At 64.6% G+C, this 16,345-nt stretch carries 13 protein-coding genes; 10 read left to right on the top strand and 3 right to left on the bottom strand.

What is annotated here, in order from left to right; translation table 11 throughout:
• Positions 1 to 134 precede the first annotated feature (134 nt).
• The 3 genes from ACQR0W_RS27110 to ugpB all read right to left on the bottom strand — a co-directional run bounded on the left by ACQR0W_RS27110 (position 135) and on the right by ugpB (position 4,259).
• Entirely contained in the window at positions 135 to 1,757 is a 1,623-nt protein-coding gene (locus ACQR0W_RS27110) for an ABC transporter substrate-binding protein (RefSeq protein ID WP_316171993.1), read from the bottom strand.
• A 223-nt stretch (positions 1,758 to 1,980) separates the two neighbouring features.
• Positions 1,981 to 2,931: a phosphotransferase family protein gene (locus tag ACQR0W_RS27115; protein WP_316171992.1), complete on the bottom strand. Its 951-nt coding sequence runs from the start codon at positions 2,929 to 2,931 to the stop codon at positions 1,981 to 1,983.
• Positions 2,932 to 2,933: 2 nt separating this feature from the next.
• Entirely contained in the window at positions 2,934 to 4,259 is a 1,326-nt protein-coding gene (gene ugpB, locus ACQR0W_RS27120; protein ID WP_315717102.1) for a sn-glycerol-3-phosphate ABC transporter substrate-binding protein UgpB, read from the bottom strand.
• A 520-nt stretch (positions 4,260 to 4,779) separates the two neighbouring features.
• On the opposite strand from ugpB, the gene ACQR0W_RS27125 reads away from it, so the two are divergent.
• The 10 genes from ACQR0W_RS27125 (at position 4,780) to ACQR0W_RS27170 (ending at position 16,297) form a co-directional block, all read left to right on the top strand.
• On the top strand, positions 4,780 to 6,765 hold the full coding sequence (locus tag ACQR0W_RS27125) for a sensor histidine kinase (protein WP_409977917.1): 1,986 nt from the start codon (positions 4,780 to 4,782) through the stop codon (positions 6,763 to 6,765).
• The gene (locus ACQR0W_RS27130; protein WP_315751180.1) at positions 6,735 to 8,480 is read left to right on the top strand and encodes an ATP-binding response regulator; all 1,746 of its coding nucleotides are present in this window, start codon (positions 6,735 to 6,737) and stop codon (positions 8,478 to 8,480) included. Before ACQR0W_RS27125 ends, ACQR0W_RS27130 begins: the two co-directional genes overlap by 31 nt.
• Positions 8,477 to 9,220, top strand: coding sequence for a response regulator (locus tag ACQR0W_RS27135; protein WP_315717100.1), 744 nt, complete (start codon positions 8,477 to 8,479; stop codon positions 9,218 to 9,220). The genes ACQR0W_RS27130 and ACQR0W_RS27135 overlap by 4 nt, the downstream gene beginning before the upstream one ends.
• A 231-nt stretch (positions 9,221 to 9,451) precedes the next feature.
• A complete protein-coding gene (locus ACQR0W_RS27140; RefSeq protein WP_315801638.1) occupies positions 9,452 to 10,063 on the top strand; it encodes a sigma-70 family RNA polymerase sigma factor in 612 nt (203 codons plus the stop codon).
• Between the two features lie 365 nt (positions 10,064 to 10,428).
• Entirely contained in the window at positions 10,429 to 11,835 is a 1,407-nt protein-coding gene (locus ACQR0W_RS27145; protein ID WP_316171990.1) for a cytochrome ubiquinol oxidase subunit I, read from the top strand.
• The gene (gene cydB / locus ACQR0W_RS27150) at positions 11,832 to 12,842 is read left to right on the top strand and encodes a cytochrome d ubiquinol oxidase subunit II (protein WP_315751177.1); all 1,011 of its coding nucleotides are present in this window, start codon (positions 11,832 to 11,834) and stop codon (positions 12,840 to 12,842) included. Before ACQR0W_RS27145 ends, cydB begins: the two co-directional genes overlap by 4 nt.
• The gene (locus ACQR0W_RS27155; protein ID WP_315717096.1) at positions 12,842 to 12,967 is read left to right on the top strand and encodes a DUF2474 family protein; all 126 of its coding nucleotides are present in this window, start codon (positions 12,842 to 12,844) and stop codon (positions 12,965 to 12,967) included. Before cydB ends, ACQR0W_RS27155 begins: the two co-directional genes overlap by 1 nt.
• Positions 12,968 to 13,078: 111 nt before the next feature.
• Positions 13,079 to 13,672 (top strand): L,D-transpeptidase, encoded by a 594-nt coding sequence (locus tag ACQR0W_RS27160; protein ID WP_315717095.1) that lies wholly within the window; start codon positions 13,079 to 13,081, stop codon positions 13,670 to 13,672.
• 66 nt (positions 13,673 to 13,738) lie between these two features.
• On the top strand, positions 13,739 to 14,776 hold the full coding sequence (locus ACQR0W_RS27165; protein WP_316171989.1) for an amino acid ABC transporter substrate-binding protein: 1,038 nt from the start codon (positions 13,739 to 13,741) through the stop codon (positions 14,774 to 14,776).
• A 1,065-nt stretch (positions 14,777 to 15,841) separates the two neighbouring features.
• Positions 15,842 to 16,297, top strand: a complete 456-nt coding sequence (locus tag ACQR0W_RS27170) for a fasciclin domain-containing protein (protein WP_316165816.1) — start codon at positions 15,842 to 15,844, stop codon at positions 16,295 to 16,297.
• Positions 16,298 to 16,345: the final 48 nt, after the last annotated feature.

Here is a 16,345-nt window from a genome sequence, read left to right on the forward strand (position 1 = left end):
CAATGGAGTCGTCTTCAGAATCTCTCTTGCGGAACAATGCAATAGAGGCCGAAAAATCATATGCGATTCCCCTGCCCCACAAGGGGGGAGGGAATGAGAGAGCTCGGCCCATATGACATCCCCCCATCACTGTCTCACCCCTTCACCAGAGCCCGATAGTCGAGCCTACGGTGGAACCAGTACTGATAGCCGGAGATGTTCTTCTGCATCGCGACGTTGACGAACGGCTGATACAGCGGAATGCGTGGCACCTCGGCGAAGGCGAGATCGACGAAGCCCTTCACGTCGGCATCGTACGTCGCCTTGTCCCCGGCCGCGGCGGCGTCACGCGCGCCGTTGATGAGCTTGTCCATCTCGGGCGACTTGTAGCTCATCGTGTTGAACACGGAATTGTTGCCGTGATAGCACCAGTAGAAGAAGTATTCGGGGTAATCGAGCCAGCCCGAGAAGATGTTGGTGAAGAGCGGCATCTCCTTCTTGTTCAGCTCGGTGCGCCAGTTGGCGCCAGGCACCTTGTTGATGGTGGTCTTGATGCCGAGCTGGGCGAGGCTCTCCTGCACCAACACGCACAAGGGCTCGTTGACCTGTGCGAAATTGAGGTCGAAGGAGATCGTGGTTTCGAAGCCGTTGGGGTAGCCGGCTTCCGCCAGCAGCGCTTTTGCCTTCTCCATGTCGGTGAAGTACTTGGTCGGCTGCGGCCACGCCACCTCGGTCGCCTTATCCGCCGGCGCGCCGAACATCGGATTGGCAAGGCCGAACATCACGGCATCGATGATCTTCTGATAGGGCATTGCATAGGCGAGCGCCTGCCGGACCTTGGGATTGTCGAACGGCGGCTTGGTCACGTTCATGCCGATATACTGGATGCCGTTCGAGATCGGCAGCGAGATCACGGTATGCTTGCCGTTCGACTTCATCTCCTGGAAGTCCTTGTTCGGCAGCTCATAGGAGATGTCGGCATCCCCGCGCTCGAGCAGCGCGCGCCGGTTGCCGGCCTGCGGCACCATGCGCCAGATCACACGCTTGATCTTCGGCAGCGGACCGCACGCCCAGTCGTCGTTGCGCTCCATGATCACTTCGGTACCGGCGGTCCACTTCGTCACCTTGTAGGCGCCGGAACCCGCGGTCTGCTGCTTGGTATATTCGAGCCCCCATGGGTCTTTGTCGGTCGCGTTCTTCTTCACGAGCTCCGAGTTGACCACGCAGGGGACAATGACGGCGAGATCGGGGATCGTCAGGCGGTCCTTCTTCAGAAAGTCGACGCGCACGGTGTGGTCATCGACGATGACGAACTGCTCGGTCTTGGTCAGCGAGCCGGCGCTCATCTGGAAGGTCGGGAAGCCACCGACGCTGACGGCGCGATCGAGCGACCACTTCACGTCCTTGGCCGTGACCGGCGTGCCGTCGTGGAATTTGGCGTTCTTGCGCAGCTTGAAGGTGGCGGACATGTCGCCGATGGTCATGTCCTCGGCGAGTTCGGGCTTGAACTTGTCGCGGTCGTAGTACGGCACCCCGCCCGGGCCGCTCTTCATCTCGTGGCTGATCAGGCGGTCATAGCAGTTCCAGGACACCTCGTAGCCCGGCACGTTGGTGCCGACGCCGTGGATGTCGAGGTTGTTGGGACCGCCTTCGGACACGATCAGCAGCGTCTCGGACCGCGCGTCGGCCATGGCGGAAGACATGATGGCCGGCGCCATTGGCAGCGCCGCCCCTGCAGCCAGACCGGACACGGATTTCAGAAAATCGCGACGCTTCATCAAATGCCCCCGAGGATAACGACTGTCGGGAACAGTGGTCGCAAGCTTCGTGCCAAGCCCGGCTGAAAGCTAAGCTATTGAAATATCGAGGAGCCTTGACCGAGCGGCACAGCTCAGCGCCCCCAATTGCATACAAAGCTGCATATTTGCTGAGTTTATAATCACCTCAGTTAGTCTGCGACAGATTTACGCAACGCCTGTTGGACCGCCGCCCCGGTTAGGATCACTCCGGCCAGATCAGCGCCTGCAGCTCGTCGAAGTCGCGGACCTTGGCCGGCCAATCCGGAATGCAGATGTGGCGGAGCGGATCGCTGTACTGGTGCAGCAACAGCAGGACCAGCAGCCGTCGCTTCAGCTGCCGGTCGATGTCCTCCAGCGCAAATCCGTAGCCGTCGAACAAGGCACGCACGCGCCCGGGATGACCCGCTGCCATGAAGGCGCTCGGCCCGAGCAGATCATACTCGCCAAAACCGGTCATGACGTCGCCGAAGTCGAACAGCCCGCTCAGCTGCCAGCCATCACCGCTGCGCGTGACGAGTAAGTTCTCCGGAATGTATTCACCGGTCAGGATGACCGGCGGCGGATCCTGCGGCAGCAGTGCTGAGGCCTCGCGCAGGAGATCGTCCAGCCCGGCGAGAAGCGTCGGCGGCAAGCCGAGCCGCTGATGGCGTGCATGACATCCGACCATCTGCATCCGCAAGAAATCCGACCAGCGCGGACCGAGCGCCAGCAGCTCGCCAGGCGGGACCCGCTGCACGGCGGCGATCAGACGACCGACCTGCCTGAGCAAGAGCTGCTTGTCCCACTCCGGGAGTTGCCGCCACACATCCGAAGCAGGCATGCCGCCGAGCCTGGTCATGATCAGATAGCACCAGCCGTCGCGCTCCCCCTCGTGTCGCAGGTCGGGGGTACGGACGTCGCCGACGCCACCGGCGAGCACGCGCAAGGCCGCCCGCTCGGACTGAAACTTGCGGCGATGAAACGGCGGGAAGACCTTCAGGATCAGTCCGTCGTTCAGCGCGAGGACCAGATTGGTGCCCGCCGCGAACGGCACCAGCCGCGCGTCGTCGTAGCCATGGCCGCGCGCAATATCGCGTGCAGCCGGCAGCCAGCGCGTCACGTCGGCACGGAGGCGCCGGAGCTGCGCGCCATCGGCGACCGGTGGCAACGTCATTTTCAGCGATCCGGGCTCGCGCGCTCGAACTGGCGCAGCAGACGGTTGCCGCGGTCGACGGCGGCATCGAGCGCCGCCTGCGCCGGTTTGCGGCCGCTGAAGGCCTGCTCCATCTCGTCCTCGATGGCATCACGGATCAGCACGAACGAGCCGAGCCGCAGTCCGCGCGAATTCTCCGTGGGTGGGTTGAGCGTCACCTGCTCGATCGAGATCGCGGCTCCTGGATTGCGGTCGTAGAAGCCCTGCGCGCGCGTCAGATCGAAGGCCGCCTGCGTGATCGGCAAATAGCCCGTATTCTGGTGCCAAGCGGCCTGAACATCGGGCCGCGACAGATAGGCGAAGAACTTGGCCACGCCCTTGTACTCGGCCGCAGGACGGTCGCGGAGCACCCACAACGTCGCGCCGCCGATGATCGAATTCTGCGGCGCGGCCGCAACGTCAGGCCAGTACGGCATCATGCCGTAGCCGACCTCGAACTTCGAATTCGCCTTGATGTCGGCGCGCGTTGCCGAGGAGCCGATGAAGATGCCGCACTCGCCCTTCTGGAAACGCGGCTCGGCAGCCTGACCGCGGCCGCCATAGTCGAACACCTTGCTCTTCTGCCATTCCGCGAGCTGGGCGATGTGCCGCGTGACCTGCGGATTGTTGAACGTCAGCACGGCGTCCAGTCCGGCAAAGCCGTTGGCCCGCGTGGCGATCGGCAGATTGTGGAAGGCCGAGAAATTCTCCACGTTGATCCAGGCCGGCCACGACGTCGTGAAGCCGCAGGCGACACCGTTGTCGCGCAGCCGCCGGGCAGCCTTGCCGAGCTCGGACCAGGTCTTCGGCGCCACGCCCGGATCGAGCCCGGCCGCGCGAAACTGATCCTTGTTGTAGTAGAGGATGGGCGTGGAGGCGTTGAACGGAAACGACAGCATGTTGCCGTCGGCGTCGGCATAGGTGCCGGCGATCGCGGGCAGATAGGCCGACGGCGAAAAGCTCTCCTGCTCGTCGCGCATCAATTCGTAAACGGGATAGATCGCGCCCTTGGCCGCCGTCATCGTCGCGGTCGCGATCTCATTGACCTGCACGATCGCCGGCTGGCTGCGCGAGCGGAACGCGAAGATGGCCGCCGTCACGGTCTCCGTATAGCTGCCCTTGTAGCTCGGCACGATGCGGTAGTCGGACTGCGACGCGTTGAAGTCGGCCGCCAGCCTGTCGACCTGCCTACCAAGCTCGCCCGACATCGCATGCCACCACACGATCTCGGTCGCGGCCTTGGCCGTGCTTGCGCCAACAACCGTCCAGAGCAGGATTGCAAACGAAACAGAACGCAGAAGGACCGTCACCAGGAGGCAACTCCAATTCGATGAATGAATAGGCTCGGGCTGAGATCGCAATCGGACCGAAAAATCAGGTCCAGCAACCCAAGGCTGCAACAAACTATCAGCAAACCATTGACGTGTATCGCTTTGACGTCAGAATGGCCTTATAGCACCTGTTCGGGAGTGCATTGAACCTTTTCATGTCCGGGCCGACCTCATCATCAGGGGGAAAAGTGTTGCCTGTGTACCGCGCCCATCTTTCGTCGATCTCGAGAGTGGACGTCACGCCGGTGCTGATGCGCGCTGAGGCGGGCGCGCGGTACCGCTCGTCCCTTTCACGCCCATCATGCTCGGCGGCGCGACTGGCTGCGCCGCAGCATACAGGCCCGGCTGCGCGCGGCAGAGCGGACGCAGGCAGGCTCCGCACGCCCGGCCCGAGGTAGCGATCGTGGCGCGATCCGAGCAGCGGAAATCCGTCGCGCGGCCGCTCGGTCTGGCGGTCCTGGGGCGGGCACGGATCGTTCGCGCGCTGCGGGCGGTTCCGATCCGCTGGCGCATCCTCTCGATCGCCGCGCTCAACTCGGCTGTCGTGATCGTGCTGGCGGCGCTGATCTGGAACGGCGCGACGGTGCTGGGCACGGCCTGGGACGACGTTCGCCAGGTCCGGGAATCCGACAAGGTGCTGGCCCTGCTCGAAAGCGAGACGAGCCGGCTGCAGAACCTCATTCATCGCTACATCAATCAGCCGAGCCCGGAGCTGTTCGCCGAGATCCTGCTGCTGCGCGAGGCCGTGCTCGGGACGCTGACGACGCGCGCCTCGACCGACCCGATGCTGTCGGGGTCGGTCGAGGAGCTGGAGCGCGTCACCGTGCGTTTCCTGGACGGCTTCGGCGAGCTGCGAAGTCTGCAGGCGACGATCTCCAAGACCTATGAGGAAGAGGTTCTCGGCCCCGCCCGCGACATCGCCGGGCTCTATTCGGTGATCGAAGGCGCGACCGGCCATCGCGACGCGCAGATCTGGCCCTCGCTCGGCAAGTCGCGCGAGGCCTTCACCGCCATGCTGGTCGCGGCCAATTCCTACTACCTGTCGCTCGCGCCCGCCTCCGCCGAGGACGCGCGCCGCAACACGGAGACGATCGAGAAGACCATTCCGGTGATGTCGAGCCTTGCGGACAATGATCTGCAGCGGCTGGCGCTGCAGCGGCTGTCGGCCCGGACCGCGGCGCTGCGCGCGGGATTCTCCAAGCTCACCGATCAGCTCACCAACCGCACCGAACTGCTGCGCAACACCATCGATGCCAGCCAGGCCGAAACCATCGGCGCCATCGACGGCCTGTCGGTGAAGATGCGCCAGCACGAGCAGAAGGCGCAGGCGACGTTCGATCGGACGTTGAAGGACATCTCCCGCCGCGTCCTCTCGATCGCGGTGATCTTCCTGGGAGTCATCCTGTCCGCGGGCGTGCTGATCGCCTTGTCGATCCGGCTGCCGCTGCAGCAGATCATGGCCTCGATGCGCGCAATCATGCTGGGCGACTACGACCGCGAGGTCCAGGGCACCGAGGCGCGCGACGAGGTCGGCGCGATGGCCCGCGCCGTCGAGACCTTCCGCGAGAACGCGATCGCCAAGCGCAAGACCGAGGACGAGTTGCGCACCGCGAAGGAAAAGGCCGAGAGCGCGCTGCTCGAGCTCAATGCCGCGCAACGGAATCTCATCGATGCCGAGCGGCTGGCGGCGCTGGGCGGGCTGGTCGCCGGCGTCGCCCACGAGGTGAACAACCCGATCGGCATCAGCCTGACGGTGGCCTCCAGCTTCGCACGCCGCGTCGAGATGTTCGAGGCGGCGCTGCGGTCGCCCGAAGGCGGCCTGCGCCGGTCGCAACTGGAGGAGTTCGTGCGTTCGTCGCGCGATGCGTCCGAGCAACTGGTCGCCAACCTGCAGCGCGCCGGCGAGTTGATCCAGTCGTTCAAGCAGGTCGCGGTCGACCGCTCCCATGCGGAGCGACGGGCCTTTGTCCTGAGCGAGGCGACCGATCAGATCATCACCAGCCTCAAGCCGGTGCTCAAGCGCGCGCCGATCACGCTGGCGGTCGATGTCCCCGAGGGGCTTTTCATCGACGGCTATCCCGGGTTCTACGGTCAGATTCTCACCAACCTGTTCCTCAACGCCGTCAACCACGCCTTTGCCGACGGCCGCGCGGGCACCATCTCGATCACGGCGCGGCCGCGCGGCACGGATGACATCGAGATCATTTTCGCCGATAACGGGGCCGGCATGCCCCCCGACGTGCAGCGCCAGGCCTTCGATCCGTTCTTCACGACACGCCGCAACGAAGGGGGAACGGGGCTCGGGCTGCATATCGTCTACAATCTGGTGACGCAGCAGCTCGGTGGCCGCATGATGCTGGAATCCCGCGAGGGACAAGGCACCACCTTTCGGATTATCATGCCGCGGGTCGCCAAGGGCGGCGCCGAGACAGCAATGGGTGACGGAACGACGCAATGGCCGAACAGGACGATGTCCTCCAACTGATCGAGGATACCGGTTTCGACGAGGACGACGGTTCGGCCCGGAAATGGAAGATCGCCGTCATCGACGACGACCATGCCGTGCACGAGGGCACCCGCTTTGCGCTGTCGGATTACAGCCTGAACGGCCAGGGGCTCGAAATCCTGTCCGCCTATTCGGCGGCCGAAGGCCGCGCGCTGATGCGGGAGCACACCGACATCGCGGCCGTGCTGCTCGACGTCATCATGGAGACCGACGTCGCCGGGCTCGAGCTCGTCGAATACATCCGCAACGAGATCAAGAACGAGACCGTCCGCATCATCCTGCGGACCGGGCAGCCGGGCCAGGCGCCGGAGCGGCGCGTCATCGTCCAGTACGACATCAACGATTACAAGGCCAAGACCGAGCTCACCGCCGACAAGCTGTTCACCTCGCTGACGGCGGCGCTGCGCAGCTACCAGCAGCTCGAGCGCATGGTGCAGACCCGGCGCGGCCTCGAGATCATCATCGACGCCGCCTCGACGCTGTATGATTTCAAGTCGATGCAGCGGCTGGCCGAGGGCGTGCTGACCCAGATCGCGTCGCTGCTGAACGTGGATTGCGCGGGGATCCTGGTGCTGCGCGACGACGGCAGCCAGACCGACGATTTTTCGGTGCTGGCCGGCTCCGGCTGCTACAGCCGCTTCTCCGGCGCCGTCACCTCGCGCTCGCTCGATCCGGATCTGCGCGACATGGTCGAGGCCGCCTTCAGGCAGCGCAGCAACGAATTCGCAGACCACCGCACCGTGCTCTATGTCCGCACCGGCTCGGGGCGCGAAGTCGTGGTGCTGCTGCAGGCGGAGCGGCCGCTGTCCGAGACCGACCGTTCGCTGGTCGAGATCTTCTCCAGCCGGCTGTCGATCGCCTTCGACAACGTGATCCTGTATCAGCAGCTGCATGAGGCCAACACCCAGCTCGAGGACCGCGTCGCCCAGCGCACCCGCGCGCTGATGCAGGCCAACCGGCGGCTGTCGGCGCAATGGCTGCGGCTGCAGCGCGCCAACGGCTTCAAGAACGAGATTCTCGGCACCGTTGCCCATGACCTGAAGAATCCGCTGGGCGTCATCCTCGGCCGCACGGAAATGCTGACCGAATTGATCGCGACCGGCGCCTCCGCAGAGGGCATCACCAGCCAGGTCGGACATATCCGCGATGCCGCCAAGCGGCTGACGTCGATGGTCGACCATCTGATCTCGGATGCGATGGCCGACGCCTTCGACATCACCATCCGCCGCGAGCCGGTCGACATCACGGCCCTGATCCACGAGGTGGTCGAGGCCAACCAGCCGCTCGCCCTCAACAAGCAGCAGGTCATCGAGGTCTCGGCGCCGACGCTGCTGTCGACCATGTGCGACATCGACCGGATCCGCGAGGCGATCGACAATCTCTTGAGCAACGCGATCAAGTACAGCCCGATCGGCGGCAGGATCACCGTGAACGCCGCCGATGACGGCGACAACACCATCATCGCCGTCACCGACCAGGGCGCTGGCCTCTCGCCGGAGGATCTCGGCCGCCTGTTCGGGCGGTTCCAGCGGCTGTCGGCCAAACCGACCGCGGGCGAGAGCTCGACCGGGCTCGGCCTGTCGATTGTCAAACGCATCGTCGACATGCATGGTGGCGAGGTGACGGCCAGGAGCGAAGGGCCGGGATCCGGATCGACCTTCACCATCACACTGCCGGCGGCCGAATTGTCATGAGTCAGAGCCAGCACATCATCATCGTCGACGACGAGGCCCCTGCCCGCGAAATGGTGGGTGATTACCTCAAGATGCACGGCTTCAGCGTGACGCTGTGCGACGGCGGCAAGAGCCTGCGCAGCGCCATCGAGACCGGCCCCGCAGATCTCGTCGTGCTCGACCTCAACATGCCCGAAGAAGACGGCCTGTCGATCATTCGCGATCTCAAGGGCCGCACCAACATCCCGGTGATCATGCTGACGGCCACCGCCAGCCCGATCGACCGCGTGGTCGGGCTTGAGCTTGGCGCCGACGATTACGTCGCCAAGCCGTGCGAATTGCGCGAATTGATGGCCCGGATCCGCTCCGTGCTGCGCCGCAGCGGACCGGCCAAGGCTGCGGCGGCCGTCACGGAGACCGCTCCGGCCCAGGCCAAGGACCCGCAATTGGTGCGGTTCGGCACCAAATGGCTGGATCTCGATGCCCAGGCGCTGCGCGATGACGAAGGCAACGAGCACCCGCTGACGGCGTCCGAGTTCGGCCTGCTCAAAGTGTTCGCCGCCAACCCGAAGCGGGTGCTGTCGCGCGAGCGGCTGCTGGAGCTCGCCAATGCCCGCGATGCGGAGGCGTTCGATCGCGCCGTGGATCTTAGAATCATGCGCATCCGTCGCAAAATCGAGCCCGATCCGACCAAACCGGCCGTGATCCGGACCATTCGCGGCGGCGGCTACCTGTTCTCCCCGGCCGGCGAGAAGGCCTGAGGACAGCCGGCCGGCGGCGGCGAAAGCAGCCTCTGTACCCGCATTCCGTTCCGCTTTTTGGAATTGGGCACAATTCCGCCACGACTGTTTCGCGATGTGCGGCGCGACGAAACATTTCCGCAGGCGCACGAAACCATTTTCCTGTTTTCGTGCAGACGTCCCGAAACGGGCACTCCTTAACAATCCATCCCGTCGAAACGCCGCAAGGGGGCGGCGGAACGGGAGAGTGCCATGCAGAACGTCGTTGCCATCAATTCCGCAGCCAGCCAGGGCATCATCGCCGCCCAGGCGACCACGGACGACATGCTCCTGGAGAGCATTGCCGATGGCGATCGCACCGCGATGCACACGCTTTATGCGCGTCACAATGTGCGGGTCTATCGCTTCATCCTGCGCATCGTCCGCGACACCACGATCGCCGAGGACCTCGTCAGCCAGGTGTTCCTGGACGTCTGGCGCACCGCCAAGCAGTTCGAGGGCCGCTCGCAGGTCTCGACCTGGCTGCTGTCGATCGCCCGCTTCAAGGCGCTGACCGCGCTGCGCCAGCGCCGCTTCGAGGACATCGACCAGGACGAGGTGCGCGAGATCGCCGACGACTCCGACACGCCGGAGACCTCGCTCGAGCGCTCCACCACCAGCGCCATCCTGCGCGCCTGCGTCGCCAAGCTGTCGCCGGCGCATCGCGAGATCATCACCCTGATCTACTACCATGAGAAGTCGGTGGAGGAGGTCGGGCAGATCATCGGCATTCCGCAGAGCACGGTGAAGACGCGCATGTTCTATGCCCGCAAGCACCTGGCCGAGCTGCTGCGCGGTGCCGGCGTCCACAGCCTCGCCGCCTGACCAAGCTTCATTCTCGTCGGGGCTGCCGCCCCGGCGGGTTCCAAAGACGACGCACGAAAATCGCCGAACGAAACAATTGAAACAATCGGCGAAATCACCTGGAAAATTTCGGCCGCTAGAACGTTATCCATCAGCCGAGCCTCAGTCCCCCAGCTGATCTCGGTTTGGAGCGAGCAAATTCAAGGATACCTCCACCTTCCAAGGTTGCTCCGAAGACCCGGCGGATGCCCCCGCCGGGTCTTCGTCGTTTGGGACCGCTCACCTCGCCAATAGGGCGATTTGACCATTTGATATCGCGCGTTGCCGGTGCAATCTTCCGTCATGGGGCGGTGCTACAAGCCCCACGGCAATGACGGACGGTGCTGATGTTCGGTTTGGATGCGGTTGAGCTGGCGCGCGCGCAGTTCGCCTTCACGGTCACCTTCCACATCATCTTCCCCGCCTTCTCGATCGGGCTCGCGTCCTACCTCGCCGTGCTCGAGGCGCTGTGGCTGTGGACCGGCCGCGACGTCTATCTCAACGTCTTCAATTACTGGCTCAAGATCTTCGCCATCGCGTTTGCCATGGGTGTCGTCTCCGGCATCGTGATGTCCTACCAGTTCGGCACCAACTGGTCGGTCTATTCCGACAAGGTCGGACCGGTGATCGGACCACTGATGGCCTATGAGGTGCTGACGGCGTTCTTCCTCGAGGCCGGCTTTCTCGGCGTCATGCTGTTCGGCCTGAAGCGCGTCGGCCCGAAGCTGCATTTCCTGGCCACCTTGATGGTCGCCGTGGGCACGCTGATCTCGGCATTCTGGATTCTCTCGGCCAATTCCTGGATGCAGACGCCGGCGGGCTATGCCGTCAACGCCGACGGCCAGTTCGTCTCGGTCGACTGGCTCGCAGTCATCTTCAATCCGTCGTTCCCCTACCGCCTCGTGCACATGGTGCTGGCAGCGTATCTCACCACCTCGCTGGTGGTCGGCGCAGTCGGCGCCTGGCATCTGCTGCGCAATCCGCATCTGCCGGGCCCGCGCGTGATGTTCTCGATGGCGATGTGGATGGCGGCGCTGGTGGCGCCGCTGCAGATCCTGGTCGGCGATCAGCACGGCCTCAACACGCTCGAACACCAGCCGGTGAAGATCATGGCCATGGAAGGCCATTTCGAGAGCCACAAGGACGGCGCGCCGCTGTACCTGTTCGGCTGGCCCGACCAGGAGAAGGGCGAGCTGAAGTGGGCACTCGGGATCCCCAAGTTCGGCTCGCTGATCCTCAAGCACCAGATCGACGCACCGATGGCCGGCCTCGACACCGTGCCGCGGCAGGACTGGCCGCCGGTGCCGATCACCTTCTGGTCGTTCCGCATCATGGTCGGCCTGGGCCTGCTGATGCTGGCGCTCGGCCTGTTCAGCCTGTGGGAGCGCTGGCGCGGGCGGCTGTACATCAATCGCGGCCTGCACCGCTTCGCGATTGCGATGGGACCTGCGGGATTCATGGCCGTCATGGCCGGCTGGATCACCACCGAGACCGGCCGGCAGCCGTTCACCGTATACGGGCTGCTGCGCACCACCGATTCCGTTTCGCCGCTCGCGGCCCCGGCCGTGGGTGCCTCGCTGATCGCCTTCATCATCGTGTATTTCATCATCTTCGCCGCCGGCGTGCTGTACATCCTGCGTCTGATGGCCGAGCCGCCGCATCCCGGCGAGCCGGGCCCGAGCAGCGAGCAGCCGGTCCGCACCGCCGGCATCACGCCGGCCGCCGGCGTCGTGCAGGGAGTAGTCGGATCATGAGCGTCGCCATCGATCTCGCCACCCTCTGGGCCTTCATCATCGCGCTCGCCGTGTTCATCTACGTCGTGATGGACGGCTTCGATCTCGGCCTCGGCATCCTCTTCCCGCTGTTTCCAGGCAAGCAGGACCGCGACGTCATCACCAACACCGTGGCGCCGGTGTGGGACGGCAACGAGACCTGGCTGGTGCTCGGCGGCGGTGGCCTGATGGCCGCGTTCCCGCTCGCTTATTCCATCCTGATGCCGGCGCTGTATGCGCCGCTGATCGCGATGCTGGTCGGCCTGATCTTCCGCGGCGTCGCCTTCGAATTCCGCTGGCGCACCCGCGCCACACGCAATCTGTGGGACATCGCCTTTGCCGGCGGGTCATGGGTCGCGGCGCTCGCGCAGGGCATCGCGCTCGGCGCCATCCTGCAGGGCGTGCATGTCGAGGGCCGGCACTATGCTGGCGGCTGGTGGGACTGGCTGACGCCGTTCAGCCTCCTCACCGGCGTCTCGCTCGTGGTCGGCTACGCGCTGCTCGGCGCAACCTGGCTGATCCTGAAGACAGAGGGGGACCTGCGCGACAAGGCCTATCGCATCAGCTGGGTCCTGCTGTTCGCGATGCTGCTCGCCATTGCCGCCGTCAGTCTGTGGACGCCGCTGCTCACGATCCAATATTCGGACCGCTGGTTCAGGTGGCCGGCGATCATTCTCACCGCGCCGGTGCCGCTCGCCGTCGTCGGCGTCACCGTGCTGATGATGAAGAACCTCGCCCAGAGGCACGATAGCTGGCCGTTCTTTCTCGCACTCGCGCTGTTCTTCCTCTCCTACGCGGGCCTCGGCATCAGCATGTATCCCTACGTCGTGCCGCAGAGCATCACGATCTGGCAGGCGGCAGCACCCGAACGCAGCCAACTGATCATGCTGCCCGGCGTGCTGGTGCTGGTGCCGCTGATCCTCGGCTACACCGGCTGGGCCTATTGGGTGTTTCGCGGCAAGGTCGGGCACGACAGCGGCTATCACTGATGCGCGCTCCCGAGCCCGCGTCCCTCGCGAAGCGCCTCGCCTGGTTCGTTGCGCTCTGGCTCGCCGGCGTGGCGACCGTCGGCGCGGTGGCCTTCCTGCTGCGGCTCTGGATGAAGCTCGGATGACAACGGGTGCGCCCTGCGCTCACCTTGACTTTGCTGCGAATATGCTCCTGAAATTTGACGGGTGGATTTGATCGGGCAAGCTTCGCAGGGGTCCGTTGAGGAGAGCTTTGAATGCCGAGTTTCCGTCGCCTGCTTTGTGCGGCCAGCGCCATCATCGCGCTGGCGCTGTCCACATCGCATAGTTTTGCCCAGTCCGAGGACCCCGGCGATCAGCCCGGTCTCGTCGCCGATGACGGCTACGAGCTCGATCCCGAATGGCGCAAGCAGGTGGTCTATTTCCGCACCACCGAGCCGCCGGGCACCATCATCGTGTCCACCGCCGAACGCCACCTCTATCTGGTGCAGCCAGGCGGACGTGCCATCCGCTACGGCATCGGCGTCGGCCGTGACGGCTTCCAGTGGCAGGGGCTGCTGTCGATCACCAAGAAGGCCGAGTGGCCGGATTGGACGCCGCCGCCGGAGATGATCCAGCGCCAGCCCTATCTGCCGCGCTTCATGGCCGGCGGCCCCGGCAATCCCTTGGGCGCGCGCGCGATGTATCTGGGCACCACCGTGTACCGCATCCACGGCACCAACCAGCCCTGGACGATCGGCAGCAAGATTTCCTCCGGCTGCTTCCGGCTGGTGAATGCCGATGTCGCCGACCTGTTCGACCGCGTGCCGGTCGGCACCAAGGTCGTGGTGCGGCAGAAGCCGGAACTGTGACGCCGGCGCCCGCCGCCGGACATTCAGCCATCGCTTTGTCCTGACATTTTCTGAAAGAGATTCACCATGCGCACTTTCCGAGGCGGCCTGCTGATCGGGCTCGCCGTCGCCGTCCTCGTCGCGGCGCTCGCCGTCACCTATGAGATGTACGACACCCGCACCTTGAAGCGGACCATCCGCCGCGGCGAGGTGTTGTGCGGCGTCAATGCCGGGCTGCCCGGCTTCTCGATTCCCGACGACAAGGGCAATTGGAGCGGTTTCGACGTCGACTTCTGCCGCGCCGTCGCGGCCGCGATCTTCGACGATCCGAAGAAGGCGAAGTTCGTGCCGCTCGACGCCAACGAGCGCTTCAAGGAGCTGCAGAGCCGCAAGGTCGACATCCTGTCGCGCAACACCACCTGGTCGATGGCGCGCGAGCAGAACTACGACCTGTATTTCCCGGCGGTCGCCTATTACGACGGCCAGGGCTTCATGGTGCCGCGGTCGCGCAAGCTGGAGACCGCGCTCGACCTCAACGGCAGCAAGGTCTGCGTGCAGGATTCCACCACCAACGCGCTCAACCTCGGCGACTATTTCCGCACCAACAACATGAAGTACGAGGAGGTGAAGTTTCCCAAGCTCGACGACGTCATCAAGGCGTATGACAGTGGCAAGTGCGACACCTTCACCGCCGACGTCTCGCAGCTCTACGCGCTGCGCCTGACGCTGTCGAAGCCCGGCGATCACGACATCCTGCCCGACCTGATCTCCAAGGAGCCGCTCGCGCCCGTGGTGCGCCAGCGCGACGACGACTGGATGATGATCGTGAAGTGGACGCTGTACGCGATGATCAACGCCGAGGAACTCGGCGTCACCTCCAAGAACATCGACGAGGCGCTGAAGTCGAAGAAGCCGGACGTGATGCGGCTGGTCGGCAACGAGGGCAGCTACGGCGAGGATCTCGGGCTGACGAAGGACTGGGCGGCGCGAATCATCCGCCACGTCGGCAATTACGGCGAGGTCTATGAGCGCAACGTCGGCAGCGAGTCGAAGCTGAAGATCCCGCGCGGCATGAACCAGCTGTGGAACGCCGGCGGCGTCCAGTACGCGCCGCCGATCAGGTAGGACGCCGGTCGGAATTGTCGGCTTCGCTTCGACGGGTCTCACACCTCTCGCGACACGAACGGTGCACCCTCTCTCCTTGTGGGAGAGGGTGGTTTCGATGCGCAGCATCGAAACCGGGTGAGGGGTTGCCACGAACTCAGACCTGCATTTGCCGCACCAGGCCCTTACCCGAGCAAGCTTGGAGTTGGCTTCTGTGTAGCCCTCTCCCACAAGGGGAGAGGCGCATTCATATGCACCGCGAGGGCTGATTTTCCGGTGCTTAGAGCAGAACAAACATCATCATCCCCGCGACGTCTTCCGCGCCCGAGCTTTGCCAAATTCTCCACCCTCCGAAAATCGAGGGCGCAGGGAAGGCCAGGTGCCGACTGGCACCTGCGGTCCGCCTGCTTAAAAAAATGCAGGCGGCAGAACCACAGGCTCAGCCGGGACAACCCGGCCTTCCCTGCGCGATGGTGTTAACGCTTATGGCGCGCTCTCCTCGGTGTCCGGCTTGTTAGCCACCGTCGCCGCCCGGGATCATCCCCCGTCGACTTGACGCCAGCATCGGGGCGCCAGGACCACGCGCTTTCACGTCCGCATCGCCATCGTTCGTCGGCGCGATCACTCGCGCTGCGATCCGATGCGTCCATCGCGTCACTGGCCCACGTTTCGTAACGATCGCGAAGCGTCCCTCTTGCGGGCCGTGACGGCGGGGAATGTGCGGCTGATTTGCCCGACGAGACAACGCCCGTCGGGTTGCGACAAAATGGCCCGACGGGCACTGCGGATGCTCCCGCAAAGCAATTAGTCCCGCGGTTTCATGGCTCTCGCGCGATCTGCCCGGGAGGCTCGGGGAGCCGCTCACGAGTTCGTGAATTCATTCTCAAATCCAGCCAATCGCAGCGATCGTAACGAGCCTGACCAATCCGGTCGGGTGATGCGCCCCTGCACAACAGGGAGAACAAGGGGGACCGAAATCCCTTTGCGCATCAGCCAACTCATCAGTTCAGTTCACAGGGAAAAACTCGAATGACGCTGGGATTCCGTTCGTTCGTGGCCGGCGCGTTGATGCTGGGCGCGCTCTCCATGTCAGCAGTCGCGGCACGTGCCGCCGATATCGTCGACACCGCCGTCGGCGCCGGTCAGTTCAAGACGCTCGTCGCCGCCGCCAAGGCCGCAGGTGTCGTGCCGGTGCTGAAGAGCAAGGGTCCCTTCACCGTATTCGCACCGACCGACGCGGCGTTCGCCGCGCTGCCGCCGGGCACCGTCGAGGATCTGCTCAAGCCGAAGAACAAGGGCAAGCTCGCCGCGATCCTGAAGTATCACGTGATCCCCGGCGCGGTGAAGGCCGGCGACGTCGCCGGCAAGAAGCTGAGCGTGAAGACGGCGCAAGGCCAGCCGGTGGCCGTCGACGGCACCTTCTTCGGCGTGCAGGTCAACGACGCGCATGTGGTGCAGGCCGACGTCATGGCCTCGAACGGCGTCATCCACGTCATCGACAAGGTGCTGCTGCCACCGGCCAAGACCGCGATGCATCATTGATCGAATGAGAGCGCGCCATCGGTGATGGCGCGCTCTTTTTCTGCGAAG

Origin of the sequence: Bradyrhizobium sp. HKCCYLRH1034, assembly GCF_051168375.1 — a bacterium.
Taxonomy (GTDB): Bacteria; Pseudomonadota; Alphaproteobacteria; order Rhizobiales; family Xanthobacteraceae; genus Bradyrhizobium.